The organism is Streptomyces sp. 1114.5 (assembly GCF_003635085.1).
Lineage (GTDB): Bacteria > Actinomycetota > Actinomycetes > Streptomycetales > Streptomycetaceae > Kitasatospora.
Genome location: NZ_RBXE01000001.1, coordinates 1,868,865 through 1,893,362, shown reverse-complemented (window position 1 = coordinate 1,893,362; position 24,498 = coordinate 1,868,865). Strand labels below are relative to the sequence as shown.

The window sequence follows — 24,498 nt, the reverse complement described above, 5'->3', positions numbered from 1 at the left end:
CCCGTCGGCCCCCATAGGATCGGCCGCTGCCGAGGTACCAGAACTTCCCAGGGAGGCTGCGATGGCCAGGCAGGCCCGCGCGCTGGCGACCCGCCAGACGGTGCTGCTCGCGGCGGCCGAGGTCTTCGACGAGCGCGGCTACGCCGCCGCCACGATGTCCGAGATCCTGGACCGCGCCGGCGTCACCAAGGGCGCGCTGTACTTCCACTTCCGCTCCAAGGAGGAGCTGGCGCTCGCCGTCATCGAGGGGCAGGGCGCCTGGATCGCCGGCTGGGAGCCGGCCTCGGACAGCTCGGTACAGAACCTGATCGACCTCGGGTACGCCTTCGCCCGCGCGCTGCAGTCCGATCCGCTGGTGCGCGGCAGCATCCGGCTGACGATCGAACACGGCAGCTTCACCCAGCCGCAGATCGCGGCCTACCAGGGCTGGATGGACCTGGTCCGGGCGCTGCTGGAGCAGGCCCGGGACGCCGGGGACCTCCACCCGGGCATCGACCTGGTCGCCGCCTCCGGGGTGATCACCGGGGCCGTCACCGGGATCCAGCTGAGCTCCCAAGTGCTGGCCGACCGGCAGGACCTGATCCAGCGGATGGCCGACCTGTGGACGCTGCTGCTGCCCGGCCTGGTCCAGCCGCACGCGCTCGCCCGGCTGAGCGTGGCCGAGCGCACCCCCTCCTGAGGCCCGCACCCGTGGCGTTCCGACGTACGGCGGGGTCGTTCAGAGCCGGTAGCCGGCCCGGCGGTCCGCGGCCACCAGGGCCGGCAGCGCGGCCGTCCAGACCCGCCGCACCGCCTCCGGCCGGGGCCGGTCGCCCTCCTCGCCCGCCAGCAGCACCTGCCCCGCCGCCACCGAGGTGAGCAGCTCGGCGGCGGCCCGCCGGTCCACCCCGGGGTGCAGCTCGCCGGCCTCGGCCGCGCGGTCCAGCAGCCGCTGGACGACGGCGGTGAGGCTGCGCCAGGTGGCGTCGGGCCCGGGCGGGGCGCCCGGGGTGTCCTCCCGGCTCGGCCCCCGGCGGCCGAGCCGGACGCCGGCCCGCACCACCACGTCCTCGCGCAGCATCCGGGCCAGCTCGTGCGAGAGGTCGATCAGTCCCTGGAGGGCCGGGCCGTCGGCGCGCAGGGCGCGCAGCGCGGCCGAGCCGATCTCCCGTCCGGCGGCGCGGCGCACGCCGTCGGCGAGGGCCTGCTTGGACACGAAGTGGAAGTAGAGGGCGCCCTTGCTGACCCCGGCCCGCCGGCTGATGTCGACCAGGCTGGCGGCTTCGAAGCCCACCCGTGCGAAGGTCTCCGCCGCGGCGAGCAGCACGGCCTGCCGGGTCCGCCCAGCCCGTTCCTGCTTGACCACTGGCCCCCCTCCGGACCGAACCGGATTCCACCCGGGCGTGATCCCCGCCCCGCCCGGCTGCTGTCGGCGCGCGCCCCCGGCCAGGAGCGGCGCTCGCATGCGGACGGCACCGGCCGAAACCGCATGGTTGGTATCTAATCTAGCGCCTGTTTCGTCCCCGCCGTCCAGCGGGGACGGTCCCCCGCCCAAGGTCTGCGGCTGCCCTGCGGGGCATCGCCGCAGCCCACAACGGGGTAGCGTGATCGCGCGGGCCGTGCGGCCGGGGCACCCCAGTCGCAGGACAGAAACCGGGTGGTATGTATGTTTTGCTCGGGCGTCCATGGCGGCCGCTCGACCGACACCCTGGGAGCGGGGGCCAGTCATGCCATCGATCGTAGAGCCGGACCCGCACGGCCCGTACGCCCACCCCGGCCCCGGGCCGGGCACCGGCACCGGCACCGGCACCGGCTACGACTTCCACGACCGGACCGTCTCCCGGCACCTGGTGCACCGCGCCTCGGTCTCCGAGGTCTTCCTCACCGGCTGGCAGGCCACCGGCCCGTACGACTTCCTGCTCGGCGCCCAGTGGCCCCGGCTGCACGGCTTCTACCGGCTTCCCGGCGACCGCTACCACGACCCGGTGCTGATGGCCGAGACCGTCCGGCAGGCCGGGCTGCTGATCGGCCACGCCGGGTTCGGGGTGCCGCGCGGCCACCACTTCGTCATGGAGGACCTCTCCTACGCGCTCGCCGGCCCCGGCCTGCCCGGCCTGGCCGTCGGCACGGAACCGGCCTCGCTGATGCTCGCCGTCGGCTGCGAGGACGTCCGGATGCGGCACGGCCGGCTGGTCTCGCTGCGGGTGCACGCCGACATCACCCGGGACGGCCGGCCGATCGGCCGCGGCTCGGGCCAGCTGCGGGTGCTCTCCCCCGCCTCGTACGACCGGCTGCGCGGGGCCGGCCGGCACACCGTCACCCCGCTGCTCCCGCCCGCCCCCACCGCGCCCGAGCTCGTCGGCCGGGCGCAGCCCGCGGACGTGGTGCTCAGCCCGACCCTGCGGCCGGACACCTGGGTGCTGCGCGCCGACGCCGCGCACCCGGTGCTGTTCGACCACGCGCTGGACCACGTGCCCGGGATGCTGGTGCTGGAGGCCGCCAGGCAAGCCGCCCAGCGGCTGCGCCACCCCGAGCCGGTCGTCCCGGTCGAGCTGGTCACCGCCTTCGACCACTACATAGAGCTGGACCGCCCCTGCTTCGTCCGGGCCGTCCCCGAACCGGCCGCGGACGGCCGCCGGCTGCCCGTCCGGGTCCAGCTGCTCCAGGACGGGCGGACGGCGGCCGAGTGCCGGCTGCTCACCGAACCGCTGGGCGGCCCGGTGGACGGGCCCGCCGAGGGCCCCGCGGTACCGGCCCGGCGGGACGCCCTCGACGGCCGCCCCGCCGCGCCGGGCCTCGCCGGCAGCCGGCTGCCGCTGGCGAGCTGAGGCGTTCCGACAGGTGCCCCGTCAGGCGGCCACCAGCGCCGAGGCGGGCCGCCGCCCGGCGTGCATCACGCTGAGGTTGGCCGCCAGCCTGACCGGGTCCTGGGCGAGCCAGAGCCGCAGCGCGGCCCCCAGGGCGGCGCTGGCCGACTCGATCCGGACGTCGGTGATCTGCGCGATCCGGGCCGCGCCGGGCACCAGCAGGTCGGCCAGCGGGTTCGGCAGCCAGACCGTCAGGGCGCACGGCGCGGGCATCGCGAGCGCCCCCAGCAGTCGGTAGGCGTCCCCCGGCGCGCTGAGCGTGGGAATGATGTCCAGCAGAGCGTCGGCCACCACCTCGGAGACGTCGCTCCGGTGTCCCTGGGCGAGCCGGCGGAGCAGCATGCGCTCGGCGGCGGTGATTCGGACGGTCAGCATGACCTCGTCGCACTCCATTGCGCGATTTCCTCCTCGTTCCTCCCCGTACCGGCACGGACGGCCGGCACGAACTACCCCTGTCGCACCGCGGCCCGGCTACCTCTCGCGGAAAGCCGGGCCGGTGGGTGTTTGCGCCCCGGTCAGATCCCCGCGTACGAGTGCTTGCCGGTGACGAAGATGTTCACGCCGTAGTAGTTGAAGAGCCAGCAGGCGAAGGCCGCCAGCGCCAGGTAGGCGGCCTTGCGGCCCTTCCAGCCGGCCGTCGCGCGGGCGTGCAGGTAGCAGGCGTAGGCGACCCAGGTGATGAACGACCAGGTCTCCTTCGGGTCCCACTCCCAGTACTTGCCCCAGGCGGCCTCGGCCCAGATCGAGCCCGCGATGATGGTGAAGGTCCAGAGCGGGAAGACCAGGGCGTTGATCCGGTAGGACAGCTTGTCGAAGGTGGCCGTGGCGGGCAGCCGACGCCAGATCGAGGCCGAGGTGCCCAGCGGGCCGGTGGTCAGGCCGGCCGCCATCCGCTTGTCGAAGGAGTCCTTGCCCAGGTACAGCAGCGTGGCGATGAACGCCGCGTAGAAGGAGCCGCCGCAGAAGATCGCGGTGGAGACGTGGATCGCCAGCCAGTACGAGTGCAGTGCCGGGACGAGCTGCTCGGAGTCGGTGTACAGCACCTGGGTGGCGATGCCGAGGGTCAGCAGCACCGCGAGGACGACCGGCAGGCCGAGCCAGCGGACGTTCTTCCGCGCGGCCAGCAGGACCAGGTACGCCGCCGTCATGGCGAAGGCGAAGGCGCAGGAGAACTCGTACATGTTGCCCCACGGCCAGCGGGACACCGACAGGCCGCGGGCGACGATGCCGCCGCCGTGCAGCAGCGCCGCCAGGACGGTGAGCGACACGGCGATCCGGCCGGCCAGGTCGGCCTTCTCGCTGGTGCCGGCCGCGCCCGGGCCGTCCTCCTCCTCGGCGCCGCGCCCGCTGGTGACCACCGTCGCGCCCTCGCCCGCGATCGCGGTGCGGGTGAGCGTGGTGGTGCCGCCGCCGGCGCCCGCCACGGTGACGGTGACCGTCTTCCCGGTCTTCTTCCCGGCCGTGGCGACGGTCTCGGCCAGGCTGCCGGACTGCTCCTTCGAGCGGACGGCGACGGCGCCCTTGCTGCCGAAGGTCCACTCGATCATGTGGGCGAACATGGCGAGCGTGTAGACCGCCATCGCCGAATAGATCAGCTTGTTGGAGAGGTCGGCCAGCTGTGGGTCGACCGCCGAGGCGAGGTGCACCGTCTACTCCTTGGAGTTCTGGTCGGCAGGGACTGCGGGGTCCGAGGCCTCGGCCTCGGGGTCGTCGGGTACGGCGTCGGGCGCGGCGGCGTCCGCGGAGGCGGAGGCGGAGGCGTCCGCATCCGCGTCGTCCGCGTCCTCCTCGTCCTCGGAGGCGGGGGCGTCGTCCTGGAGGTCCACCGCGAGTTCGGCCAGCTCCTCGGCGATCTTCGCCGACTCGCTGCGGGCCAGGCCCGCCAGCTCCACCTGGGTGCCGCCGCCGGGCAGGGCGACCGCCCGCACCCAGATCCGGCGGCGCTGGATGAACAGCGAGCCGATCAGGCCGAGGATCGCCAGGACGGCGCCGGTCAGGGCGATCGCGTTGCCGGGGCGGTGCGAGACGTTGAAGCTGGCCCACTGCTTGTAGCCCTCGAAGGTGACGGAGCCGTAGCCGTCGGGGAGGTTCCAGCCCTGACCGGGCTTGAGCCGGGCCTTGGCCGGCTGGCCGTCCTGGGTCAGCTGGGTGAGCTTGCGGGTGTTGAGCTGGTAGACGTTCTGCGGCAGGCCGGAGTCGGTGCCGAGGTCGCCCGAGAAGGCGTTCAGCACCAGCTCGGGGGCGGCGTCGCCGGGGAACAGCGAGACCGGGCCGGTGCCCTCGAAGCTCAGCGGCGCGGTCGGCAGGAAGAAGCCGGAGAAGCCCATCTGGGTCTTGTTGCCGTCCGGGCCCGGACCGTAGTCGGAGACCTTCACGACGCCGGTGGAGGTCAGGTTGCCGTCCTGCGGCAGGAAGGGGACGGCGCCCTGGTAGACGACGTCGCCCTTGCCGTTGCGGACGGTGACGACCGGGGCGTAGCCGTGGCCGATCAGGAAGACCTTGCTGCCGCCGATCTCCAGCGGGTGGTTGACCTCGATCGTCGACTTCTTCAGCTTCGACGCGTCGCTGCCCGCGTAGTACTCGACGTTCGCGGTGAACTGCCGGGCGGCGCCGATCTGGTCGCCGTTGGTCTGGAACTTCGAGGTGAAGCCGTCCAGCTTCAGGTAGAACGGGTCGAGGTCCTGGCTGCCGTAGAACCGGGTGCCGTTGAAGTCGTCGAGCTGGGTGATGGTGTTCGAGTAGCCCTCGCCCTCGACCATCAGTTTGCCGCCGGTGCCCGACGCCAGGCTGGCCCAGGCGAACCCGCCGAGCAGGGCGAACAGCGACAGGTGGAAGAGCAGGTTGCCGACCTCGCGCAGGTAGCCCTTCTCGGCGGCCACCGCGCCGCCGGACAGGTCGGCGCGGAAGCCGCGCTTGCGCAGCAGCCGGTGCGCGGCGGCGTTCACCACCGCGGGGTCCGCCCCGGTGCGCCAGGCCGCGTGGACCGGCATCCGGGTCAGGTTGCGCGGCGCGGCCGGCGGCTGGGCGCGCAGCACGCCGACGAACTGCCAGGTGCGCGGGACGATGCAGCCGGCCAGCGAGACGAACAGCAGGATGTAGATCGCGGAGAACCAGATCGAGCTGTAGACGTCGAACAGCTGGAGCTTCTCGTAGATCGGCGCGACCGTGGTGTGCTGCGCCTTCCAGGCCTCGACCTTCAGCTGGCCCTGGCCGTTCTGGTACTGCGGGATCAGCGAGCCGGGGATGGCGGCCAGCGAGAGCAGGAAGAGCAGGATCAGGGCGACCCGCATGGAGGTCAGCTGGCGCCACATCCAGCGCGCCCAGCCGAACGCCCCGATGCCGGTCGGGCCGTCGGACTCGACCGGTGCGGTGCTGAGCCGCTCGGCGGCGCTGTCGTCCGGCGCCGGCGGCTGCTCGGTCTCGGTCGTGGTGTTGCTCACGGTCAGATTCCGATCCGGAAGTCGGCGGTCCAGGACTGCAGCTGGCTCATCATGGAGTCCCAGACCCCGGTGACGAGCAGCAGACCGACCGCGACGAGCATGCCGCCGCCGATCCGCATCACGAGCGGGTAGTGCTGCTTGACCCACCCGAAGGCGCCCAGCGCCCGGCGGAAGGCCACCGCGGCCAGGATGAACGGTACGCCGAGGCCCAGGCAGTAGAAGGTCGTCAGCAGCGCGCCGCGCTGGGCGTCGGCCTGGTTGAGCGCCAGGTTCTGCACGGCGGTCAGGGTGGGTCCCATGCAGGGCGTCCAGCCGACGCCGAAGACCACCCCGAGCATCGGGGCGCCCAGCAGGCCGACGGCCGGGCGGCGGTGCGAGCGGACCTCGCGCATGCTCAGCCCGGGCACCAGGCCCATGAAGGCCAGGCCCATCAGGACGGTGAGCGAGCCCAGCACGAGGTTGATGGTCCGCTTGTAGTCCTGCAGCTCCTGGCCGAAGTAGCCGAACAGGGCGCCGGTGGAGACGAACACCGCGGTGAAGCCGAGGATGAACAGCACCACGCCGAGCAGCATCCGGCCGCGCCGGGTGCCGCGGGCGTCCGCGAGGTCGGCGGCGGAGAACCCGGTCACGTACGAGAGGTAGCCGGGGACCAGCGGCAGCACGCAGGGCGAGAAGAACGACGCCAGCCCCGCCAGCAGCGCGACCGGGGCGGCGACCAGCAGGGCGCCGCTCTGCACGGTCGAGGTGGTGTCGGCCAGGTGGAGCGCGGCCGGCTGCAGGGGCGGCAGGCTCACTGCTTCTGCTCCGCGACCACCGGCTGCAGGATCGACTCCAGCGCGTCCTCGGTGGTGCCGCCGACGGCGCGGGCCGCCAGCTTGCCGTCGCGGTCGACGATCAGCGTGGTCGGGATGGACTGCGGGTTGAGGCTGCCCTTGGGGAACTTGAGCAGCTGGGTGCCGGCCGGGTCGAAGATGCTGGGGTAGGTGACGCCCTGCTCCTGCTCGAATCGGACGGCGTTGCCCTTCTCGGTGTCCCGGGTGTTGATGCCGAGGAACTGGACGCCCTGGTCCTTGTACTTCTCCGAGACGGCCTGCAGGCTCTTCGCCTCGGCCCGGCACGGCCCGCACCAGGAGCCCCAGACGTTCAGCACCACGACCTTGCCCCGGTAGTCGGAGAGCTTGGCCGGGGCGCCCTCCAGGGTCTCCCCGGTGATGTCCGGGGCGTCCCCGCGCCGGCCGGCGTCCGCCTTCGACAGGTTGGTGCCCTTGACCGTGACGAAGCCGACCTGGCCCTCGCCGCTGCCCGACGAGCCCGCGGAGGAGCATCCGGCGAGGGCGAGCGCAGCGGCGGCGGCGGTGGCGGCAGCGGCTGCGGCGACACGGGGACGGGGGCGCGTCATGGCAGACATGTGAAAAGTTTCGCATGGAGTTCCGGGCAGGTTCGGGGGGGTCCTGCCTTGCGCGTCGCACCGCCTCTGACCTGCGACGAAATCGGGTCACCCGGCGCCCGCCGGGTGACCCGAAGTCATACTTACCTACCGCTTATGCGCCGTACGCGCGGGCGTGTGACGCCGCTCGCACGCCCCGTTCGAGGGGCTAGGCGCCGAAGCTCTTGCCCACCGGCTTGTCGCCCTTGCGGCCCTTGCCCACCAGGTGCGCGGGCAGCAGGTCGCGGGCCGGCTCGCGGTAGCCGACCGAGACGATCCGGTCGCCCTCGAAGGTGAAGCTGGTCAGCGAGGCCAGCGAGCACTGCCGGTTGCGCGGGTCGTGCCAGAGCCGGCGGCGCTCGACGAAGGAACGGACGATCCAGATCGGCAGCTGGTGGCTGACGCAGACCGCCTCGTGCCCGCGCGCGGCGTCCCGGGCGGCGCCCAGCGCGCCCATCATCCGCACCACCTGGTCGAGGTAGGGCTCGCCCCACGAGGGCTTGAACGGGTTGGTGAGGTACTTCCAGTACCCCGGGTTGCGCAGCGAGCCGTCGCCGACGCCGAAGGTCTTGCCCTCGAAGATGTTCTCCGCCTCGATCAGCCGCGCGTCCGCCGCGACGTCCAGGCCGTGCGCCTTGGCGATCGGCTCGGCGGTCTCCTGGGCCCGCTCCAGCGGCGAGGCCACCACGTGGGTGATGTCCCGGTCGGCCAGGTCCTCGGCCACCCGGTCGGCCATCTGCCGGCCCAGCTCGGACAGCCGGTAGCCCGGCAGGCGCCCGTACAGGATGCCCTCCGGGTTGTGCACCTCACCGTGCCGCATCAGGTGGACGACGGTGATCTCTTTGGCGGTCACTTCTCTACTGCTCCTGGGCTCGGATTGGACTAGGCCGTGGCGGCGGCAGCGGCGCGCGCGGCGGCCGGGAGGGCGGCGGCGATCCGCTCGATCGCCCGCTCGTCGTGGGACGCCGAGACGAACCAGGACTCGAAGGCGGACGGAGGCAGGTAGACGCCCTCGGCCAGCATCGCGTGGAAGAAGGCGGTGAAACGGTACGCCTCCTGGGTCTTCGCCTCGTCGTAGTTCGTGACGGCGGCCTCGGTGAAGAACACCGAGAACATGTTCCCGGCGGTCTGCAGCCGGTGCACCACGCCCTCCTTGGTCAGCGCCTCGGAGACCAGGCCGGACACCTCGGCGGCGACCTTGTCCACCGTCGCGTACACCTCGTCGGTGCAGCCGCGCAGCTGGGCCAGGCCGGCCGCGGTGGCGATCGGGTTCCCGGACAGGGTGCCGGCCTGGTAGACCGGGCCGGCCGGGGCCAGGTACGCCATCACGTCGGCGCGGCCGCCGAAGGCCGCGGCCGGGAAGCCGCCGCCCATGACCTTGCCGAAGGTCAGCAGGTCCGGCGCCCAGCCCTCGTTCGCCGCCTCCAGGCCGTACCAGCCGGCCTTGGAGACGCGGAAGCCGGTCATCACCTCGTCGGAGATGAACAGCGCGCCGTTCTCCCGGCAGAGCCGGGCCAGGCCGCCGTTGAAGCCGGGCAGCGGCGGGACGACGCCCATGTTGCCGGGCGAGGCCTCGGTGATCACGCAGGCGATCTCGCCCGGGTGAGCCGCGAAGGCCCGCTCGACGGCGGCCAGGTCGTTGTACGGCAGCACAATGGTGTCGCCGGCCTGGGCGCCGGTGACGCCGGGGGTGTCCGGCAGGCCGAAGGTGGCCACGCCGGAACCGGCGGCGGCCAGCAGGGCGTCCACGTGACCGTGGTAGCAGCCGGCGAACTTCACCACCTTCGCGCGGCCGGTGAAGCCGCGGGCCAGCCGGATCGCGGACATGGTGGCCTCGGTGCCGGAGGAGACCAGGCGGACCTGCTCGACCGGGGCGACCCGGGCGACGATCTCCTCGGCCAGTTCGACCTCGCCCTGGCCGGGCGTACCGAAGGAGGTGCCGCGGGTGACGGCCTGCTGGACGGCGTCGATCACCGCGGGGTGCGCGTGGCCGAGGATCATCGGACCCCACGAGCACACCAGGTCGACGTACTCGCGGCCGTCGGCGTCGGTGAGGTAGGGGCCGGTGCCGGACACCATGAAGCGCGGCGTGCCGCCGACCGCGCGGAAGGCGCGCACCGGCGAGTTGACGCCGCCGGGCGTCACCACGGAGGCGCGATCGAACAGCGACTGGGACTGGGGGGCTTCGTAGGGGTAGCTCACGTGAGACATGGTCTCAAATCGTGTCCTTGCGCTCTGCATGTCGGACCCGATCATCTGGAACGATGATCCGGGCACTGTTGTCTGTACGGTTGTCCCTACAGCGGGGCCGCTGACGGCTCCGCGGGGCGGGCACGTCAGACTGTGCACACAGAGTGCGCGATCGCTCCGGTTGTGTGCAGGGGTGTGGAGAGGACTGCCGCGTACCGCGAGTGGGTACGGCGGCGCATGACGGGTAAGGAGCACGTCCGGAGGGACGCCGGACGTGCGGGGGTCTGTCGATTCCGGCGAATTCCGGTGAGGATGGTCCGAGTGTCCGAGGCGCAGGACGGCTACGACGAGGCCGCGGGGGGCTCCCGCAGGCCCGCCGAGGCCGCACGCGGGGGTACGGGAGCGGGTACGGGTCGTGGTCGTCGCGGCGGTGAGAGGCGGGGTGAGGGACGCGTGGGGGTGACCTACAAGTACTTCGGGGCCCCGGACCGTGCGACCGCCGCGAGAGTCCCCACCGCGCTCGGCCCCGGCGGGCTCGGCCTGGACGCCGGCGAGCTCGGCTCGCTGGGGCGGCTCGGCGACCTGATGGAGACCAGCGGCTCCCCCACCGGCCACCTCTCCACCAAGATCAAACCGGAGACCATGAGCGCCATGGTCCTCACCGGCATCCAGGGCGTCCCGCTGCACCAGGTGCCGCCGCTGGAGCTCGTCGTGCTGCACCCGGACTACGCCGTGGTCCAGCTCCCGCACAACGTCGTCGAACCGCTCCGCAAGGCCGACGAGACCGAGCTCGGCGCCGCCGCCTTCATCTGGTCCACCGTGCCGGACCGGCGCGGGCCGCGGGACGCCTTCGTGATCTACAGCATGCTGCACGAGTGGCAGGACTTCGCCAACCGGCTGCACGACGCCGGGCACCAGCTGTACTGCCTGGTGTGGCCGTAGCCGTAGACGCAGCCGTAGCCGCAGCCCCAATGCTTCACCCCGACTCCGCCGAACGCGGGCCGGGGCGAGGCGGGTTGACGCTTCGTCAACTCCTGGCGGGCGATCGCAGCACCGCGGCGGCGAGCAGCAGGGCCACCGCCAACAGGCCCGCGGCCACCGCGAAGGCGAGCCGGAAGCCGGCCGTGAGCGCCTCGGCGGCGGGGTGCCCGGCCGCGGTCAGCGCCGCGGTGCGGCCGCCCGCGAGCGTGGTGAGGACGGCGACCCCGAGTGCCCCGCCGACCTGCTGGGTGGTGTTGAACAGGCCCGAGGCGGTGCCCGCGTCCTGCGGTCCGGCGCCCGACATGCCGAGGACGGCGAGCGTGGACAGCACCAGGCCGCCACCGGAGACGAGCAGCATCGTCGGCAGCAGGTGGACGACGTAGTCGGCGTCGGTCGGCAGCCGGACCAGCAGGCCGAGCGCGGCGAGCAGCAGGGCCAGGCCCGCCAGCAGGACGGCGCGCTCGCCGAACCTTGCGCTCAGCCGGGCGGAGAGCAGCAGCGAGACCGCGCCGATCGCCACGGCTGCCGGCAGCATCGCCAGGCCGGTGGCGGCCGCGCCGTAGCGGAGGACCTGCTGCATGTAGAGCGCGACGATGATCTGGAAGCCGAACATCCCGGAGATGGTCAGGATCTGCACCAGGTTGGCGCCGGAGACGTTGCGTGAGCGGAACATCCGCAGCGGGAGCAGGGGTTGGGCCGCCCGGGCCTGGCGGAGCAGGAAGCAGGCCAGCAGGGCGAGCGAGAGCGCGCCGAGGCCGAGGGTGCGGGCGGAGGCCCAACCGTGCCCGGCGGCGCCGACGATGGTGTAGATGCCGAGCATCAGGGCGGCGGTGATCAGCGCGGCGCCGAGGGCGTCGGCGCCGGCCCGCAGACCGGGGCCGCGGTCGGCCTCCAGCACCCGGACGGCGAGCAGGGCGGCGGTGAGGCCGAGCGGCAGGTTGATCAGGAAGATCCAGTGCCAGTCGAGGGCCTCGGTGAGCACCCCGCCGAGGACCTGGCCGATCGAGGCGCCGGCCGCGCCGACGAAGCTGAACGCGCCGATGGCGCGGCCGCGTTCGCGCGGCTCGGGGAAGAGCGTGACGATCATGCCGAGGCTGACCGAGGAGGCCATCGCGCCGCCGATGCCCTGCAGGAAGCGGGCGGCGATCAGCATTCCCTGCCCGGTGGCGAGGGCGCAGAGCAGGGAGGCCGCGGTGAAGAGGGCGAGCCCGGCGACGAACACCCGCTTGCGGCCGATCAGGTCGCCGAGCCGGCCGGCGAGCAGGAGCAGGCCGCCGAAGGCGATCAGGTAGGCGTTGACCGTCCAGGTCAGGTCGGCGGGCGAGAAGTGCAGGTCGTCCTGGATGGCGGGCAGTGCGACGGTGACGATCGAGCCGTCCAGGATGATCATCAGCATGCCCGCGCAGAGCACCGCGAGGGCGAGGGTGCGGGAGCGGGCGGGGGCCGCGGGAGCCGTGGGCGGCGCGGCGGGGGCGTGCGTGGTCATGGCGGTTCTCCCGGTTCGTTGGGTACCGGGTAGGAACGCTATCAGATTGTTTTGTTCGGGACTATCTATCTCGGGAGCAGCCCGGATGAGGGGTTGCAGCGCCTCGGGAGGTGCCTCACCCGCGGGACCGCCGGGCCCGGCGTACGGTCCGCTCGCTCTCCACCGGCTCCGCGAGGTGGTCCTCCACCAGGTGGGTCAGGGCCGAGACGAAGACCTCGCGCTCGGGCTGCGGCAGCGAATCCAGCAGCTCGCGGTGCACCCGGTCGGCGATCGCGGTGCCCTGCACCACGGCCCGCTCGCCCGCCTCGGTGACCGAGATGATCCGGGCCCGGCGGTCGGTCGCGGACGGGCGGCGCTCCGCCAGGCCCGCCTTCTCCAGCTCGTCGACGGTGACCACCATGGTGGTCTTGTCCAGGTCCGACAGCTCGGCCAGCTGGATCTGGGTGCGCTCGGCCTCCTGCGCGTGGAACAGCACGCAGTACGCGCGGGGGGTGATCCCGAGCTCGGTGAAGGCGGCCGCCATCCGGGTCGCCAGCACGTGGCTCGCGTGGTCCAGCAGGCCGGAGATGTCGCGGATCTGGCGCACGGGCGGGGTCGTCGTCATACGCCCGAGGTTAGCAACGGCCCGTCTGCTGCCGGATGATCCCGTTGCCAACCAAAGCCGGGTCTACGGGATGCCCAACTCGAACAGCGCATAGCCCGCGTACCAGCCCGCCGCGATCGCGGGCATCGCGAACAGCCCGACCAGCGAGGAGGTCCGCACCCGGCGCAGCGCGAACGCCAGGCCGATGCAGAGCGGGAAGGCCGGCAGCAGGTAGCGCGAGATGTTGCCGAAGATCTGGTTGCTGCTGAGCGCGGTGATGATGGTCAGCGCGGTGTAGACCCACAGCACCAGCGGCGGCCGGGCGCGCCAGAGCAGCACCAGCAGGCCGGGCAGGGCGATCAGCAGGGCGATGGCGATCAGGTCCGGGACGGGGTTGGACTGCCAGAAGTCCCAGTGGCCGGTGATCACGTCCATGATCGTGCGCAGGGTGGAGGCACCGCCGTCGAAGTAGCGGTTCCAGGCTCCGCGCTGGAGCTTGAAGTAGCCGCCCCAGTCGCCCATCTTCCAGCCGACCCAGGCGACGTAGCCGACCAGCCCCCAGGGAGTGATCAGCATCGCGGTCAGCGGGCGGGCCACGCCGTCGGTGCGGCGCACCAGCGCGACCAGCGCGGCGATCGAGACGGCGGCGATCAGCGCGGCGGCCGTCGGCCGGTTGAGGCCCGCCACCAGCGCCAGCAGGCCGGCCGCGACCCAGCGGCGGGTCATCACGCAGTAGCAGGCCCAGGCGGACAGCGCGACGAACAGCGAGTCCGAGTAGACCGCCCACTCCACGCCGGAGCCCGGGAACAGGCCCCAGATCACCGCGGCCGTCACCCCCGCCCGGAAGCCGCCCAGCCGCTCGGCGATCGCGAAGATCCCGGCCGCCGCGACCAGCGAGGCGAGCACCGAGACCACGATCCCGGACCCGTACGAGCCGAGCCCGGTGACCGCGCCGACCAGCCGCATCAGCCACGGGTAGAGCGGGAAGAAGGCGGCCGAGTTCTCGTAATAGGTGGCGAGCGGGAAGCCGTGCAGCGGGATCAGCTGCGGGTTGTAGCCGTTCTCGGCGATCCGCTGGTACCAGACGCCGTCCCAGGTGCTCAGCACGTCCCAGGGGTTGGCGCCGCCGCCGCGGCCCGGCTGCTTCTTCAGGTAGTCGCCGGTGTGCGAGAGCAGCAGCAGGAAGACGGTCAGGCCGGTGGCCTTGACCACCGCGTAGGCGCCCAGCGCGGGCGCGAAGCGGTCCACCAGCGCCCCGAACCGCCCGGGCGCCCGGCCCGCCCGCTCCTCGGACGGCGCGCTCGGCAGCGCGGCGGACGCCCCGGGCTCGGTGCTGGACGACTCGGTGCTCGATGCCGTGCTCATGTGCTGTCGGTACTCCCCCGCCCCGCTCCTGGTCCGCGCGGCTCCGGCGCAACGATGTCCCCGAGAGCCTACGGCACGCCTCGCCGGGCCCGGCGCACCCGTGGCTCCCTTGCCGGAAACCGATCCGCCGCCGCCCTGGCGGGGCGGCGGCGGATCACGTCCATGTCCTCGTCAGCCCTTGACGTAGACGATGCCGAGCTTGGTGAGTTGCCAGAGTTGGGTGGGGGCGCCGGTGTCCTGGGCGAGTTCGATGTAGGGGTTGCCCTTGGCGTCGAGGGTGGGGGCGGCGGCGAGGACCTTGGAGGGGTCGGCGGAGTCGGCGACCTCGTAGCGGCCGTCGCCGGTCGGCTTGAACACCCAGTGCTGGTTGCCGCCGCCGTTGCAGCCCCACTGTTGGATCCGGGTGCCGGGGGCGGTGGAGGCGGCGTTGGCGTCCAGGCACATGGCGCGGTTGCCGCTGAAGTCGAGCTCGTAGCTGCCGCCGGCCTTGGCCTCCAGCACGAAGGACTGGTTGAGGCTGCCGGTGGCCGGGTAGCTGATCGCGGGCCGGCCGTCGGTGGAGTCGCCGTAGGTGCCGCCGCCGGTGAGGTCGAGGACGTTGCCGGTGGCCGCGTTGGTGAGCTGGTACCAGGCGCCGTCCTCGGGGACGTCCGCGAAGGGCTGCCCGGGGGTCAGCGGCTGGATCGAGGTGGTGTTCTGCTGGTTGAGCGTGCAGTACGCCTGGGCGAGGTCGGGCCGGGCGTAGAACTGGCCGAGGCAGACGCCCTCGCCGCGGTAGCCGGCCACCCGCAGGTGGTACGACTGGCGGACCATGTTCATGCACAGCCCGGGGATGCCGATCTGCGAGTCGCAGCCGTTGCGCACCCACTCGGAGAGGTTGATGACGTCCCCGTTGCTGTACTCGTACGGGGAGCTCGTCCACTCCGCGCAGACCTCGTGGCCGAAGGAGACCCGCCGCTGGTCCAGGTACCGGACGCCGGGCACCTGCTCGGCTGCCCCGCGCAGCGCGTCACTGAGGGTCGGCACCACCCAGTTGTGCCCCCAGGCGAGGTCCTCGGGGAAGGCCGGACAGCCGTCGGCGACCTTACCGAGGTAGTCGTTGCGCCGGATGTCCGGGGTGATCGGGTTGAAGTACGACTGGTAGACCAGCTGGTACGAGGAGTCGGCGTAGCCGGCCCTGCGCATGGTCTGCCGGATGTTCTGCAGCGCCGCGACGACCTTGGGCTGGACGCCCTTGGCCCGCCGGCGGATCTCGTCGCTGCCGATGGTGTCGCGGCAGCCCTGGTCCTTGGGGACCGGGAAGTACTGCGCCAGGCAGTGCATCATGATCCCGCTGAAGTCGAAGTCGTCGTTGGCACCGATCGTGACGACGACCATTTTGACGTCGTACTTGGCGGCCGTGTCGGCGAGTTTGACGTCCTGTTTGGGCTCGCCGAAGTCGCCGAAGCCCGGGCCGGTGATCTTCGCCAGTTCCGGGTCGCTGACCAGGTCGCCGGTCTGGGCGCCGGAGCAGGCGAGGTCGATCGGGGTGACCCCCGGGATGTCGGTGACGAAGATCTCCGACTTGGGGTGCCGGTGGCAGTAGTTGGTGGGGCTGTCGGTCTCCGGGAAGTAGCCGTCGTTGGTGTCGGTGCCGGCGCCCTCCCCGGAGATGGCGCTGTCGCCGAGGGCGACGACCGCGGCCGGACGGGCACCGACCGGGGCCGGGGCCGGGGCGGAATCGGCGAGGGCGGCGGGGGCGCCGGCCAGGCCGAGGGTGGCGACGAGGGTGCCGGTGGCGAGCAGTGCGGCGTACCGGGAGCGGCCCGCCGGCCTCCCATGGCGCCGTGCCGCCGACAGTCGTGACCTGATCACACGCGACTCCTTGCGGGGGTGGGGGACCGCCCTGGCGGGGGCGCCGAGCGGCGCGGTGCAGGAGAGGAGCTGAAAAGGTGAGCAGGTCTCGCATTCTAGGTACTGACAAGTAACGCAACAAGGCTTGTGACAGCGCCGGGAACTGACGGTGCACCAACCACCCGGGCAGGCGAAGAGCCGCCGCCCCGCGCCCCAGGAGGGAAGCGCGGAGCGGCGGCTCTCACCGGCCGAACCGGGTACGGACTCAGCCCGCGTTGACGCAGTGGTTGCCGAACGCCGGGTTCAGCAGTCCGACGACGTCGACGGAGTTGCCGCAGAGGTTGACCGGAATGTGCACCGGGATCTGGATCTGGTTGCCCGAGATGACACCGGGGGAACCGGCCGCGACGCCCTCGGCGCCGGAGCTGGCCATCGCGGTGCCGGCGCCGGCGGCCACGATGCCCACCACGGCCGCGCCGACAGCGGCGGTCTTCTTGATGCTCATGCGAGCCTCCTGACTGTTCAACAGAGATGCACGGGGAGTGCGACATCAAGAACGAGACCTCCCCGAACCGGTTGCGACGGTGAGCGCACTGTCACCCGTCTGGCGCAACAGCGCCCGAGCCGGGCAGCCGCGACCGGCATTCGGGTGATCAGGAAGCCGGACCGTTTCCCCGCGCGCGGTGCCTCGTTCTCCCTCACGGAACCCGGTCCACCGGCCCCCACAACACGAATCGAGTACCGCTCATGCGCAAGCTCGCCCACGACGTCGTCGGCAACGCGGCCACCGGCGGCTCGGGTCTCGTGGCGGGCCTCCCGAACGCGGCGTCCGGCAATCCCTGCCGGAACGTCTGACCGGGAATTCCACCTGGTCGCGCCTTTGTCCGAAACTCTCCCGGCCGTGCGGAAGGGATTTCGAGAGGCGCTGCAACACGGCGGCTGCGTCCACGCCCGAGCCATGGGCGGAACACGCCGGTGTGCGCCGTCCGAGTGACAATCACGGCAATCCCAGAAGACCTGGGGCGAGTATTCCCGCTCGCCTGGCTCCCGACAATTCCCTTCCGTCGGGCGGAAATCGGAGGAAAGACATCATGCGCAACATCAAGAAGGCCGCCGCCCTGTCGCTGGCCGCCACCGGCCTGGTGCTCGGTGCCGCCGGCGGCGCGTTCGCCAGCGCGGGCGCCGAGGGCGTGGCCGCCGGCTCCCCGGGCGTGCTCTCCGGCAACCAGATCCAGATCCCGGTGCACATTCCGGTCAACGTCTGCGGCAACACCATCGGGCTCATCACGATCCTGAACCCGGCGTTCGGCAACAGCTGCGCCAACATCGGCTGAAGCGGCGGTCGCCGCACCGGCGACAGCTGACTCACCGAGCACGTGCCGCGCACCACAGTGCCGGAGCGCGGCACGCTCCACCCGTGTGTGATCGAGGAGATCAACCCCCATGCAGAACGTGAAGAAGGCCGCCGTCCTCTCCGCCGCCGCTGCCGGCCTGGTGCTGGGCGCGGCAGGCTCCGCCGCCGCGAGCGCGGGCGCCGAGGGCGTCGCCGCCGGCTCCCCCGGCGTCATCTCCGGCAACCAGATCCAGGTGCCGATCCACATCCCGATCAACCTGTGCGGCAACACCGTCAACGTGATCGGCGCGCTGAACCCGGCCTTCGGCAACAGCTGCGCCAACGTCGAGCTGCCCCCGCCGCCGGCGGACAACTGCTGATCCCCGATCGGCACGTGATCCGGCCGTACTGCCCCCCGACCAGCCGGCCGGGGGGCAGTTCGGCATCCCCGGACGGCCGTCCGGGACCTCCGATCCACCGAAGGGTGATCCGCATGGTTTCGAAGCAGAGCGGGGCCGGTCTGGCCGCCGCCGTCGGTGCCGTGGTGCTGCTCGGCGCCGGTTCGGCGCAGGCCGCCACCGCCCCGGCCGGCCAGGCCCCGGCCGGGCCGGCCACGCTGGCCAGGACCGACGTCGGCCAGGCGCTGAACGGGACGACCTCCGGCCTCGGCTACGGCATCGCGCCGCTCAAGGGCCTGCGTCTGGACCCGTGGGCGAACTCCTCGGCCGACGTGCTCAACAACGGCGCGACCGTCCAGCCGGACCAGGGCCTGGCCCCGATCGGCACCGGCACGCTGACCGGTCCGCTGAGCGCGGGCGGCGGCGTCAAGGACCTCCCGCTGGTCGGCGGGCTGACCGGCGTCCTGCCGGGCTGAGCCCCGGCCGGGCCGAGGGTCCGGACGCGCCGGAGCCCGGCACCCCGCCCGTACGGCGGGTGCCGGGCTCCGGTGTGCTGCCGCCCGGGGCGGAGCCGGATCAGAGCCGGGTGAGGTCGGTCAGCCCGGTCTGCCGCAGCACACCGGTGGCCGTGGCGGTGGTGGCCGCCGGGTCGGCCAGGCCGGTCTGCTGGACCACGCCGGTGGCCGTCGCCGCGGTGGTCGTGGTCAGGTCGTCCACCTCGTCGGTGACCGAGAGCCGGTGCTCCTCGCTGCCGAGGCTCGCATTGGCCCCGGGGACGACCTGCACGGCGCCGGTGAGCAGCCGCGGGTCGACCTCGTCCACCCGGAGCCGGCCACCGGCGAGCTGGCCCGCGCCGTCCTGGGCGAGCGAGAGCGGCTTGCCGAGGGTGAGGCCGGGGGTGTCGGCGCGCAGCGGCGCGGCCGGGGCGTCCAGCAGCACCTGCCCGAGGTCGGCGCCCTGGTCGACCAGCGGGAGCGGCAGCTCGGCCTTGGCGCTCGGGCCGACCTTGCCGGTGCTCAGCTGGGGGACGATCCGCTCCGGGACCAGCTCGGTGCTGGTGCTGGTGGTCCGGCCGGGCACCGGCGGCATCAGCAGCGAGGCCGGGATGCCGGCCGAGACGTGGCTGCCCAGCGGAGTGAGCGGTACGTCCGCGGGGACCTGCTGGGTGGCCAGCGCGTCCTCCAGGGCCCCGACCTGTTCGGGGCCGACCGGGGCGGCGGAGGCCGCGCCCTGGGAGGCGAGCATGCCCGCACCGACCGCCAGCAGCATCGCGCCGGCCCGCTTGGAGAACTTCATGCTTTTCACCGTTCTGCTGTCCGTACAGGGGATCACTGAGGAAGGGCTGCGCGGGCGCAGCCGGAAAGCAATCTGCCTCAACGAGTGAGCAGGAGGACGGATTGCGGCGGTTAACCGGATCGGCCTAATAATCCGACCGGAAACCCCCCTTCGTCGTGTCTCCCGGACTCTTTTCAAAAATCCCCGTAACCTTCCGTGCCGTCATTCTTTGATCTGGACGTCAGTGACTGCAGACCGGGTCTGAGCGTTCTACGCGTTGTACGCACGGAATCCAAGAGCATTTCAGAGAGGGATCTCCCCATGATCCAGAAGTCCTTCGCCGCTGCCGGCCTGGCCGTCGCCGCGCTGGCCGCCGCAGCCGCGCCCGCCTCGGCCATCGGTGACGCGGACGGCGCCGCAGCCTCCATCGAGGGCAACGGCGGCACCAACTTCACCGGAACGGTCGGGAACAACAGCCCGAACTTCCACTTCCTGGACAACGCGAACGTCTGCCTCCCCGAGATCCACAACATCGCCGTCGGCGTGCTCGGGGTGGCCGTCCCGGTCGAGGTCCCGATCGCCAACAGCGGTGGCAAGCAGTACTGCACCCAGGGCCAGGGCACCCAGAGCCACGGCGACGCGGGCGTGTCCCACCTGATCGGCTGACGCTCCGTTCAGCTCCCTGCACCACCCCCCGATCCACCCACGAATCGCTCCCCCGATTCACCCCCGAGAGGAAAACCGGAAATGATCAAGAAGTCCCTCGCCGCCGCCGGCCTGGCCGCCGCCGCCATCGCGATGTCCGCTGGCTCGGCCTCCGCCATCGTCGACTCGGACGGCGCCGCCACCTCCGTCCAGGGCAACGGCGGCACCAACCAGACCGGCACCCACGGCAACGGCAGCCCGAACTTCCACACCCTGGACAACGCGAACATCTGCCTGCCGGAGGTCCACAACATCGCCGTCGCCGTGATCGGCGTCGCGGTTCCGGTCGAGGTTCCGGTCCTGAACAGCACCCCGAAGCAGATCTGCAACGTCGGCCAGAACACCCAGTCCTCGGGCGACGCGGGCGTCTCGCACCTGATCGGCTGATCAAGGGGCATGGCACGGACGGAGGGCCCGGGGAGGAAGGTCTCCCCGGGCCCTCCGGGCTTGGCGGACGAAGTGTCCGGACGGCCGCCGCAGCGCGGACCGGCCGGGTGACCGTTCGTCCGGCCGGCGCGCGGGGCGCCCGGCCGGGCGAACGGATGTGAACACGTGTCAGAGCGTCCGAGCGGGCGCTCCCAGAGAGAGGGCAGATCCATGAAGAGCATGCTGGCCAAGGCCGCGCTGACCGCCACCGCCGCACTGGCACTCGCGGGCGCCGCCACCCCGGCCTTCGCCCACGCCGGCCTGGTCGGCGGCGGCTCGTTCGCCGCCACCGCGAACCAGCCGTTCCTGGCGGCCGAGGGCTTCGGCATCGCCCACACCACGGACACCGCCGCGGGCGGCTTCGGTGCCGTCGCCGCCACCTCCACCGACATCGTCGGCGGCGGCGAGGGCTTCGCCCACATCAAGGGCTGGATGTAGCAAACGGGAAGGCCGGGCCGCTCCCCGCGAGGGGAACGGCCCGGCCTTCTGCGTTGCGGCGCCTGCTACTTGAGCAACCGGGCCGCTTCCACGGCCCAGTAGGTGAGGATCTGCTCGGCACCGGCCCGGCGGATGGAGGTGAGCGTCTCCAGGATGGTGCGCTCGCGCTCGATCCAGCCGTTGGCGGCGGCGGCCTCCACCATCGCGTACTCGCCGGAGATCTGGTAGGCGGACACCGGCACCGGGGAGACGTCGGCGACCTGCCGCAGCACGTCCAGGTACAGCATGGCGGGCTTCACCATCACCATGTCCGCGCCCTCGGCGAGGTCCAACTCCAGCTCGCGCAGCGCCTCGCGGGCGTTGGCCGGGTCCTGCTGGTAGCTCTTGCGGTCGCCCTTGAGCGAGGAGTTGACGGCCTCGCGGAACGGGCCGTACAGCGCGGAGGCGTACTTGGCGGTGTAGGCGAGGATACTGACGTCCTGGTGACCGGCCTCGTCCAACGCCCGGCGGATGACCGCGATCTGACCGTCCATCATCCCCGACGGGCCGACCACGTGGACGCCGGCCTCGGCCTGGACCACGGCCATCTCGGCGTAGCGCTCCAGGGTCGCGTCGTTGTCCACGCTGCCGTCCTCGGCCAGCACGCCGCAGTGGCCGTGGTCGGTGAACTCGTCCAGGCAGAGGTCCGACATGACCACCAGCTGGTCGCCGACCTCGGCGACCACGTCGCGGATGGCCTGCTGCAGGATCCCGTCCGGGTTGGTCCCCTCGGAGCCGACGGCGTCCTTCACCTCGGGCAGGCCGAACAGCATGATGCCGCCCACGCCGGCCTCGGCGGCCTCCACCGCGGCCTTCCGCAGGGTGTCCCGGGTGTGCTGGACCACGCCGGGCATCGAGGTGATCGGCTTCGGCGCGGTGATGCCCTCGCTGACGAAGGCGGGCAGGATCAGCTCCGCCGGGTGCAGCCGGGTCTCGGCGACCAGCCGGCGCATCGCCGGGCTCTGCCGCAGTCGGCGCGGGCGTACGTACGGGAATTCAGCGGACACGGCTTCTCTCTCCGAACGGTCGTACAGTGCCGGGGGCGACGAACTGCCGCCCCCGGCACCCTGGTTGAGGGTCAGCGGGCCTTGCGGCGCGAGCCCGGGCGGCGCTCGCTCGGCCGGTAGACCGGCTCGCCCGCCGCCGTCGCGGTGTCGCGGCGCTTGGCCCCGAAGTCTGCCAGCGCCTGGGCCAGCGCGGCCGCCGACGGCGCCGGGGCCATCACGTCGACCCGCAGGCCGTGCTCCTCGGCGGTCTTGGCGGTCGCCGGACCGATGCAGGCGATGACCGTGACGTTGTGCGGCTTGCCCGCGATGCCGACCAGGTTCCGGACGGTCGAGGACGAGGTGAACAGCACCGCGTCGAATCCGCCGCCCTTGATCGCCTCGCGGGTCTCGGCCGGCGGCGGCGAGGCGCGCACCGTCCGGTACGCCGTCACGTCGTCGACCTCCCAGCCGAGCTCGACCAGGCCGGCCACCAGGGTCTCGGTGGCGATGTCGGCGCGCGGCAGCAGCACCCGGTCGATCGGGTCGAAGACCGGGTCGTACGGCGGCCAGTCCTCCAGCAGACCGGCGGCGGACTGCTCGCCGGAGGGCACCAGGTCCGGCTTCACACCGAAGTCCACCAGGGCCTGCGCGGTGGTCTCGCCGACCGCCGCGACCTTGATCCCGGCGAACGCGCGGGCGTCCAGGCCGTACTCCTCGAACTTCTCCCGGACCGCGCGCACCGCGTTCACCGAGGTGAAGGCGATCCACTCGTAGCGGCCGGTGACCAGGCCCTTGATGGCCCGCTCCATCTGCTGCGGGGTGCGCGGCGGCTCGACCGCGATGGTCGGCACCTCCTGCGGCACCGCGCCGTACGAGCGCAGCTGCTCGGACAGGCCGGTGGCCTGCTCCTTGGTGCGCGGCACGAGGACGTTCCAGCCGAACAGCGGCTTGGTCTCGAACCAGGAGTGCGAGGCCCGGTGGGCGACCTGCTCGCCCACCACGGCTATCACCGAGGTGGCCGGGTCGACCGGGGCGGAGACCGGCGAGGGCAGCACCCGGGCGGCCTTCAGGTCGGCCGCGATGCCGGCCAGGGTGGAGGTGAAGGTCCGCTGGCGGGTGGTGGTGCCGGAGAGCGTCGCGCTCAGCGCCGACTCCGGCTTGCGGCCGTTGGAGACCAGCGCGCCCGCGGTGGCCGGCAGCTGGCCCAGGGTGGTGCGGACCACCAGGGTGGTCTCCGCGCCGCCCAGGTCCACCGGACCGCCGGACAGCAGCTGGGCGCCGTCCACGAAGCGCACGTCGGTGCCGGCCCCGGCCCGCAGCGGGACGCCCGCGTACGCCGGGACGCCGACCGACTGGGCGACGCCGGGGATCACCTCGAAGGGGATCCCGTCGCCCGCGCAGCTGAGCATCTCCTCGGCGGCGCAGCCGTCCAGGCCAGGGTCGCCATCGACGGTGCGGACCACGTGCTTGCCGGAGCGGACGGCCTCGGCGACCAGCTTGGCGAGGTCGAAGTCGGCGCCCTCGGCGGCCGGGGTGTGCACCTGCACGGCGGCCGGACAGTGGCTGCGCACGGCGGCCGCGGTCAGCGGGTCGGCGACCAGGACGTCGGCGGTCGACAGCACCTCGACCGCGCGCAGCGTCAGCAGGCCCGGATCCCCGGGGCCCGCGCCCAGGAAGGTGCACCGTCCGGTGGCGGGCTGTCCCGCCGGGAACAGGTCGTCGGTGGCGGCGGTGGGGCTCATCGGGCTCGCTCCCCCATCAGGGCGTCCGCGCCCGCGCCGAGCAGCCGGTCAGCCAGCGCGCGGCCGAGGGCCGCCGCCTGCTGCTCGGCGGTCTCGTCGAGGACGATCGGACCATTGGCGGACATCTTCAGCAGGGCGGAGCCGTCGGGGTTGCCGACCACGCCGTCCAGCCGCAGTTCGTTCTCCCGGCCCCAGGTGGCCAGTGCGGCCACCGGCGCCGAGCAGCCGGCCTCCAGGGTGGCCAGCAGCGCGCGCTCGGCGGCCACGGCGACCCGGGTGGGGGCGTGGTCCAGGGCCGAGAGCGCGACGGTCAGATCCGCGTTCGCGGTGGTGCACTCGATCGCGAGCGCACCCTGGCCGGGGGCCGGGATCATCAGCTCGGGGTCGAGGTGCTGGGAGATCTCGGCGCCGCGGCCGAGCCGGTTGAGGCCGGCCGTGGCCAGCACCACCGCATCCAGCTCGCCCGCGGTCACGTAGCCGATCCGGGTGTCCACGTTGCCGCGGATCGCGACGGTCTCCAGCTGGGCACCGCGGGCGGTGGCCCAGGCGTTCAGCTGGGCCATCCGGCGGGGGGAGCCGGTGCCGATCCGGGCCGTACGGCCGGCGCCGGCGAGCTTCTCCACCAGCTCGTCCAGGGCCAGGCCCTCGGCCGCGACCAGGGCGTCCCTGGTGTCCTCGCGCTCGGGGACGGCGGCCAGCACCAGGCCCGCGGGGGCGGCGGTGGGCAGGTCCTTGAGCGAGTGCACGGCGAAGTCGATCCGGCCCTCCAGCAGCGCGTCGCGCAGCGCGGAGACGAACACCCCGGTGCCGCCGATCTGCGCCAGCGCCTCGCGGGAGGTGTCGCCGTAGGTGGTGATCTCGACCAGCTCGACGGGGCGCCCGGTGAGCCTGGTCACCTCGCGGGCCACCATGCCCGACTGGGCCATGGCGAGGGCGCTGCGCCGGGTGCCGAGCCGCAGGGCCGCGGTGGCCGGAGGCTGCTCCGTGATCGGTTGACCATTCATGA

General features: G+C 72.7%; 26 protein-coding genes. 9 read left to right on the top strand and 17 right to left on the bottom strand.

The annotated features are described in order from the left end of the window. The first annotated feature begins 61 nt into the window (after positions 1 to 61). Positions 62 to 679, top strand: a complete 618-nt coding sequence (locus BX285_RS08235; RefSeq protein WP_179852843.1) for a ScbR family autoregulator-binding transcription factor — start codon at positions 62 to 64, stop codon at positions 677 to 679. Between the two features lie 39 nt (positions 680 to 718). On the opposite strand, the gene BX285_RS38195 is transcribed toward BX285_RS08235, so the two are convergent. After that, complete coding sequence (locus BX285_RS38195) at positions 719 to 1,345, bottom strand: ScbR family autoregulator-binding transcription factor (protein WP_097237406.1); 627 nt, start codon at positions 1,343 to 1,345, stop codon at positions 719 to 721. A 361-nt stretch (positions 1,346 to 1,706) separates the two neighbouring features. Here BX285_RS38195 and BX285_RS08225 point away from each other — a divergent pair, with 361 nt between their 5' ends. Then, positions 1,707 to 2,807, top strand: coding sequence for a ScbA/BarX family gamma-butyrolactone biosynthesis protein (locus tag BX285_RS08225; protein WP_183107030.1), 1,101 nt, complete (start codon positions 1,707 to 1,709; stop codon positions 2,805 to 2,807). A 21-nt stretch (positions 2,808 to 2,828) separates the two neighbouring features. Here BX285_RS08225 and BX285_RS08220 read toward each other — a convergent pair whose 3' ends face one another. The 7 genes from BX285_RS08220 to hemL form a co-directional block, all read right to left on the bottom strand. Next, on the bottom strand, positions 2,829 to 3,239 hold the full coding sequence (locus tag BX285_RS08220) for a hypothetical protein (RefSeq protein WP_097237405.1): 411 nt from the start codon (positions 3,237 to 3,239) through the stop codon (positions 2,829 to 2,831). Between the two features lie 122 nt (positions 3,240 to 3,361). Continuing rightward, positions 3,362 to 4,492 (bottom strand): c-type cytochrome biogenesis protein CcsB, encoded by a 1,131-nt coding sequence (ccsB, locus tag BX285_RS08215; RefSeq protein WP_097237404.1) that lies wholly within the window; start codon positions 4,490 to 4,492, stop codon positions 3,362 to 3,364. A 3-nt stretch (positions 4,493 to 4,495) separates the two neighbouring features. Continuing rightward, positions 4,496 to 6,286: a cytochrome c biogenesis protein ResB gene (locus BX285_RS08210; protein ID WP_259470462.1), complete on the bottom strand. Its 1,791-nt coding sequence runs from the start codon at positions 6,284 to 6,286 to the stop codon at positions 4,496 to 4,498. Positions 6,287 to 6,288: 2 nt separating this feature from the next. After that, entirely contained in the window at positions 6,289 to 7,065 is a 777-nt protein-coding gene (locus BX285_RS08205) for a cytochrome c biogenesis CcdA family protein (protein WP_373560563.1), read from the bottom strand. An 11-nt stretch (positions 7,066 to 7,076) separates the two neighbouring features. Next, positions 7,077 to 7,694 carry a TlpA disulfide reductase family protein gene (locus tag BX285_RS08200; protein ID WP_121174812.1) on the bottom strand — a complete coding sequence of 206 codons (618 nt, stop codon included), beginning with the start codon at positions 7,692 to 7,694 and terminating at the stop codon, positions 7,077 to 7,079. A 187-nt stretch (positions 7,695 to 7,881) separates the two neighbouring features. Further along, a complete protein-coding gene (locus BX285_RS08195; protein ID WP_097240161.1) occupies positions 7,882 to 8,532 on the bottom strand; it encodes a histidine phosphatase family protein in 651 nt (216 codons plus the stop codon). A 62-nt stretch (positions 8,533 to 8,594) separates the two neighbouring features. Further along, positions 8,595 to 9,923, bottom strand: a complete 1,329-nt coding sequence (gene hemL, locus BX285_RS08190; RefSeq protein ID WP_121174811.1) for a glutamate-1-semialdehyde 2,1-aminomutase — start codon at positions 9,921 to 9,923, stop codon at positions 8,595 to 8,597. 438 nt (positions 9,924 to 10,361) lie between these two features. On the opposite strand from hemL, the gene BX285_RS08185 reads away from it, so the two are divergent. After that, positions 10,362 to 10,844, top strand: a complete 483-nt coding sequence (locus BX285_RS08185) for a hypothetical protein (RefSeq protein WP_121174810.1) — start codon at positions 10,362 to 10,364, stop codon at positions 10,842 to 10,844. An 85-nt stretch (positions 10,845 to 10,929) separates the two neighbouring features. Here the strand turns inward: BX285_RS08185 and BX285_RS08180 are convergent, their stop codons facing one another. The 5 genes from BX285_RS08180 to BX285_RS08160 form a co-directional block, all read right to left on the bottom strand. Next, positions 10,930 to 12,369 (bottom strand): MFS transporter, encoded by a 1,440-nt coding sequence (locus BX285_RS08180; protein WP_121174809.1) that lies wholly within the window; start codon positions 12,367 to 12,369, stop codon positions 10,930 to 10,932. A gap of 115 nt (positions 12,370 to 12,484) precedes the next feature. Next, positions 12,485 to 12,973, bottom strand: a complete 489-nt coding sequence (locus BX285_RS08175; RefSeq protein ID WP_097237398.1) for a MarR family winged helix-turn-helix transcriptional regulator — start codon at positions 12,971 to 12,973, stop codon at positions 12,485 to 12,487. A gap of 63 nt (positions 12,974 to 13,036) precedes the next feature. Next, positions 13,037 to 14,317: a glycosyltransferase family 39 protein gene (locus BX285_RS08170; protein WP_097237397.1), complete on the bottom strand. Its 1,281-nt coding sequence runs from the start codon at positions 14,315 to 14,317 to the stop codon at positions 13,037 to 13,039. A gap of 171 nt (positions 14,318 to 14,488) precedes the next feature. Further along, entirely contained in the window at positions 14,489 to 16,171 is a 1,683-nt protein-coding gene (locus BX285_RS08165; protein WP_259470461.1) for an RICIN domain-containing protein, read from the bottom strand. A gap of 244 nt (positions 16,172 to 16,415) precedes the next feature. After that, a complete protein-coding gene (locus BX285_RS08160) occupies positions 16,416 to 16,655 on the bottom strand; it encodes a chaplin (protein WP_097237396.1) in 240 nt (79 codons plus the stop codon). 586 nt (positions 16,656 to 17,241) lie between these two features. On the opposite strand from BX285_RS08160, the gene BX285_RS08155 reads away from it, so the two are divergent. From BX285_RS08155 to BX285_RS08145, 3 genes are all read left to right on the top strand, one after another. Beyond that, complete coding sequence (locus BX285_RS08155) at positions 17,242 to 17,484, top strand: chaplin (RefSeq protein WP_097237395.1); 243 nt, start codon at positions 17,242 to 17,244, stop codon at positions 17,482 to 17,484. A gap of 109 nt (positions 17,485 to 17,593) precedes the next feature. Further along, positions 17,594 to 17,863 (top strand): chaplin, encoded by a 270-nt coding sequence (locus BX285_RS08150; protein WP_097237394.1) that lies wholly within the window; start codon positions 17,594 to 17,596, stop codon positions 17,861 to 17,863. A 113-nt stretch (positions 17,864 to 17,976) separates the two neighbouring features. Continuing rightward, positions 17,977 to 18,357 (top strand): hypothetical protein, encoded by a 381-nt coding sequence (locus BX285_RS08145; protein WP_097237393.1) that lies wholly within the window; start codon positions 17,977 to 17,979, stop codon positions 18,355 to 18,357. 100 nt (positions 18,358 to 18,457) lie between these two features. On the opposite strand, the gene BX285_RS37200 is transcribed toward BX285_RS08145, so the two are convergent. Continuing rightward, positions 18,458 to 19,177 (bottom strand): hypothetical protein, encoded by a 720-nt coding sequence (locus tag BX285_RS37200; RefSeq protein ID WP_183107028.1) that lies wholly within the window; start codon positions 19,175 to 19,177, stop codon positions 18,458 to 18,460. A gap of 300 nt (positions 19,178 to 19,477) precedes the next feature. Between BX285_RS37200 and BX285_RS08135 the strand changes: the two genes are divergently transcribed. The 3 genes from BX285_RS08135 (at position 19,478) to BX285_RS37195 (ending at position 20,725) form a co-directional block, all read left to right on the top strand. Then, positions 19,478 to 19,822 carry a hypothetical protein gene (locus BX285_RS08135; RefSeq protein ID WP_030232098.1) on the top strand — a complete coding sequence of 115 codons (345 nt, stop codon included), beginning with the start codon at positions 19,478 to 19,480 and terminating at the stop codon, positions 19,820 to 19,822. Between the two features lie 81 nt (positions 19,823 to 19,903). Then, a complete protein-coding gene (locus BX285_RS08130) occupies positions 19,904 to 20,248 on the top strand; it encodes a rodlet layer protein (RefSeq protein WP_121174808.1) in 345 nt (114 codons plus the stop codon). Positions 20,249 to 20,458: 210 nt separating this feature from the next. Further along, positions 20,459 to 20,725 (top strand): hypothetical protein, encoded by a 267-nt coding sequence (locus tag BX285_RS37195; RefSeq protein WP_143685779.1) that lies wholly within the window; start codon positions 20,459 to 20,461, stop codon positions 20,723 to 20,725. Positions 20,726 to 20,790: 65 nt separating this feature from the next. Here the strand turns inward: BX285_RS37195 and hemB are convergent, their stop codons facing one another. The 3 genes from hemB to hemC all read right to left on the bottom strand — a co-directional run bounded on the left by hemB (position 20,791) and on the right by hemC (position 24,496). Continuing rightward, positions 20,791 to 21,771, bottom strand: coding sequence for a porphobilinogen synthase (hemB, locus tag BX285_RS08120; RefSeq protein WP_121174807.1), 981 nt, complete (start codon positions 21,769 to 21,771; stop codon positions 20,791 to 20,793). 71 nt (positions 21,772 to 21,842) lie between these two features. Then, positions 21,843 to 23,492: a bifunctional uroporphyrinogen-III C-methyltransferase/uroporphyrinogen-III synthase gene (locus BX285_RS08115; RefSeq protein ID WP_097237389.1), complete on the bottom strand. Its 1,650-nt coding sequence runs from the start codon at positions 23,490 to 23,492 to the stop codon at positions 21,843 to 21,845. Beyond that, positions 23,489 to 24,496 carry a hydroxymethylbilane synthase gene (hemC, locus tag BX285_RS08110; protein ID WP_097237388.1) on the bottom strand — a complete coding sequence of 336 codons (1,008 nt, stop codon included), beginning with the start codon at positions 24,494 to 24,496 and terminating at the stop codon, positions 23,489 to 23,491. The genes BX285_RS08115 and hemC overlap by 4 nt, the downstream gene beginning before the upstream one ends. Positions 24,497 to 24,498: the final 2 nt, after the last annotated feature.

Coding starts and splice junctions, on each gene's coding strand:
- BX285_RS08235 (WP_179852843.1), top strand. CDS start 62: ATGGCCAGGCAGGCCCGCGCGCTGGCGACCCGCCAGACGGTGCTGCTC.
- BX285_RS08225 (WP_183107030.1), top strand. CDS start 1,707: ATGCCATCGATCGTAGAGCCGGACCCGCACGGCCCGTACGCCCACCCC.
- BX285_RS08220 (WP_097237405.1), bottom strand. CDS start 3,239: ATGGAGTGCGACGAGGTCATGCTGACCGTCCGAATCACCGCCGCCGAG.
- BX285_RS08200 (WP_121174812.1), bottom strand. CDS start 7,694: ATGTCTGCCATGACGCGCCCCCGTCCCCGTGTCGCCGCAGCCGCTGCC.
- BX285_RS08195 (WP_097240161.1), bottom strand. CDS start 8,532: ATGCGGCACGGTGAGGTGCACAACCCGGAGGGCATCCTGTACGGGCGC.
- hemL (WP_121174811.1), bottom strand. CDS start 9,923: ATGTCTCACGTGAGCTACCCCTACGAAGCCCCCCAGTCCCAGTCGCTG.
- BX285_RS08180 (WP_121174809.1), bottom strand. CDS start 12,369: ATGACCACGCACGCCCCCGCCGCGCCGCCCACGGCTCCCGCGGCCCCC.
- BX285_RS08175 (WP_097237398.1), bottom strand. CDS start 12,973: ATGACGACGACCCCGCCCGTGCGCCAGATCCGCGACATCTCCGGCCTG.
- BX285_RS08170 (WP_097237397.1), bottom strand. CDS start 14,317: ATGAGCACGGCATCGAGCACCGAGTCGTCCAGCACCGAGCCCGGGGCG.
- BX285_RS08160 (WP_097237396.1), bottom strand. CDS start 16,655: ATGAGCATCAAGAAGACCGCCGCTGTCGGCGCGGCCGTGGTGGGCATC.
- BX285_RS08155 (WP_097237395.1), top strand. CDS start 17,242: ATGCGCAACATCAAGAAGGCCGCCGCCCTGTCGCTGGCCGCCACCGGC.
- BX285_RS08150 (WP_097237394.1), top strand. CDS start 17,594: ATGCAGAACGTGAAGAAGGCCGCCGTCCTCTCCGCCGCCGCTGCCGGC.
- BX285_RS08145 (WP_097237393.1), top strand. CDS start 17,977: ATGGTTTCGAAGCAGAGCGGGGCCGGTCTGGCCGCCGCCGTCGGTGCC.
- BX285_RS37200 (WP_183107028.1), bottom strand. CDS start 19,177: ATGAAGTTCTCCAAGCGGGCCGGCGCGATGCTGCTGGCGGTCGGTGCG.
- BX285_RS08135 (WP_030232098.1), top strand. CDS start 19,478: ATGATCCAGAAGTCCTTCGCCGCTGCCGGCCTGGCCGTCGCCGCGCTG.
- BX285_RS08130 (WP_121174808.1), top strand. CDS start 19,904: ATGATCAAGAAGTCCCTCGCCGCCGCCGGCCTGGCCGCCGCCGCCATC.
- BX285_RS37195 (WP_143685779.1), top strand. CDS start 20,459: ATGAAGAGCATGCTGGCCAAGGCCGCGCTGACCGCCACCGCCGCACTG.
- BX285_RS08115 (WP_097237389.1), bottom strand. CDS start 23,492: ATGAGCCCCACCGCCGCCACCGACGACCTGTTCCCGGCGGGACAGCCC.
- hemC (WP_097237388.1), bottom strand. CDS start 24,496: ATGAATGGTCAACCGATCACGGAGCAGCCTCCGGCCACCGCGGCCCTG.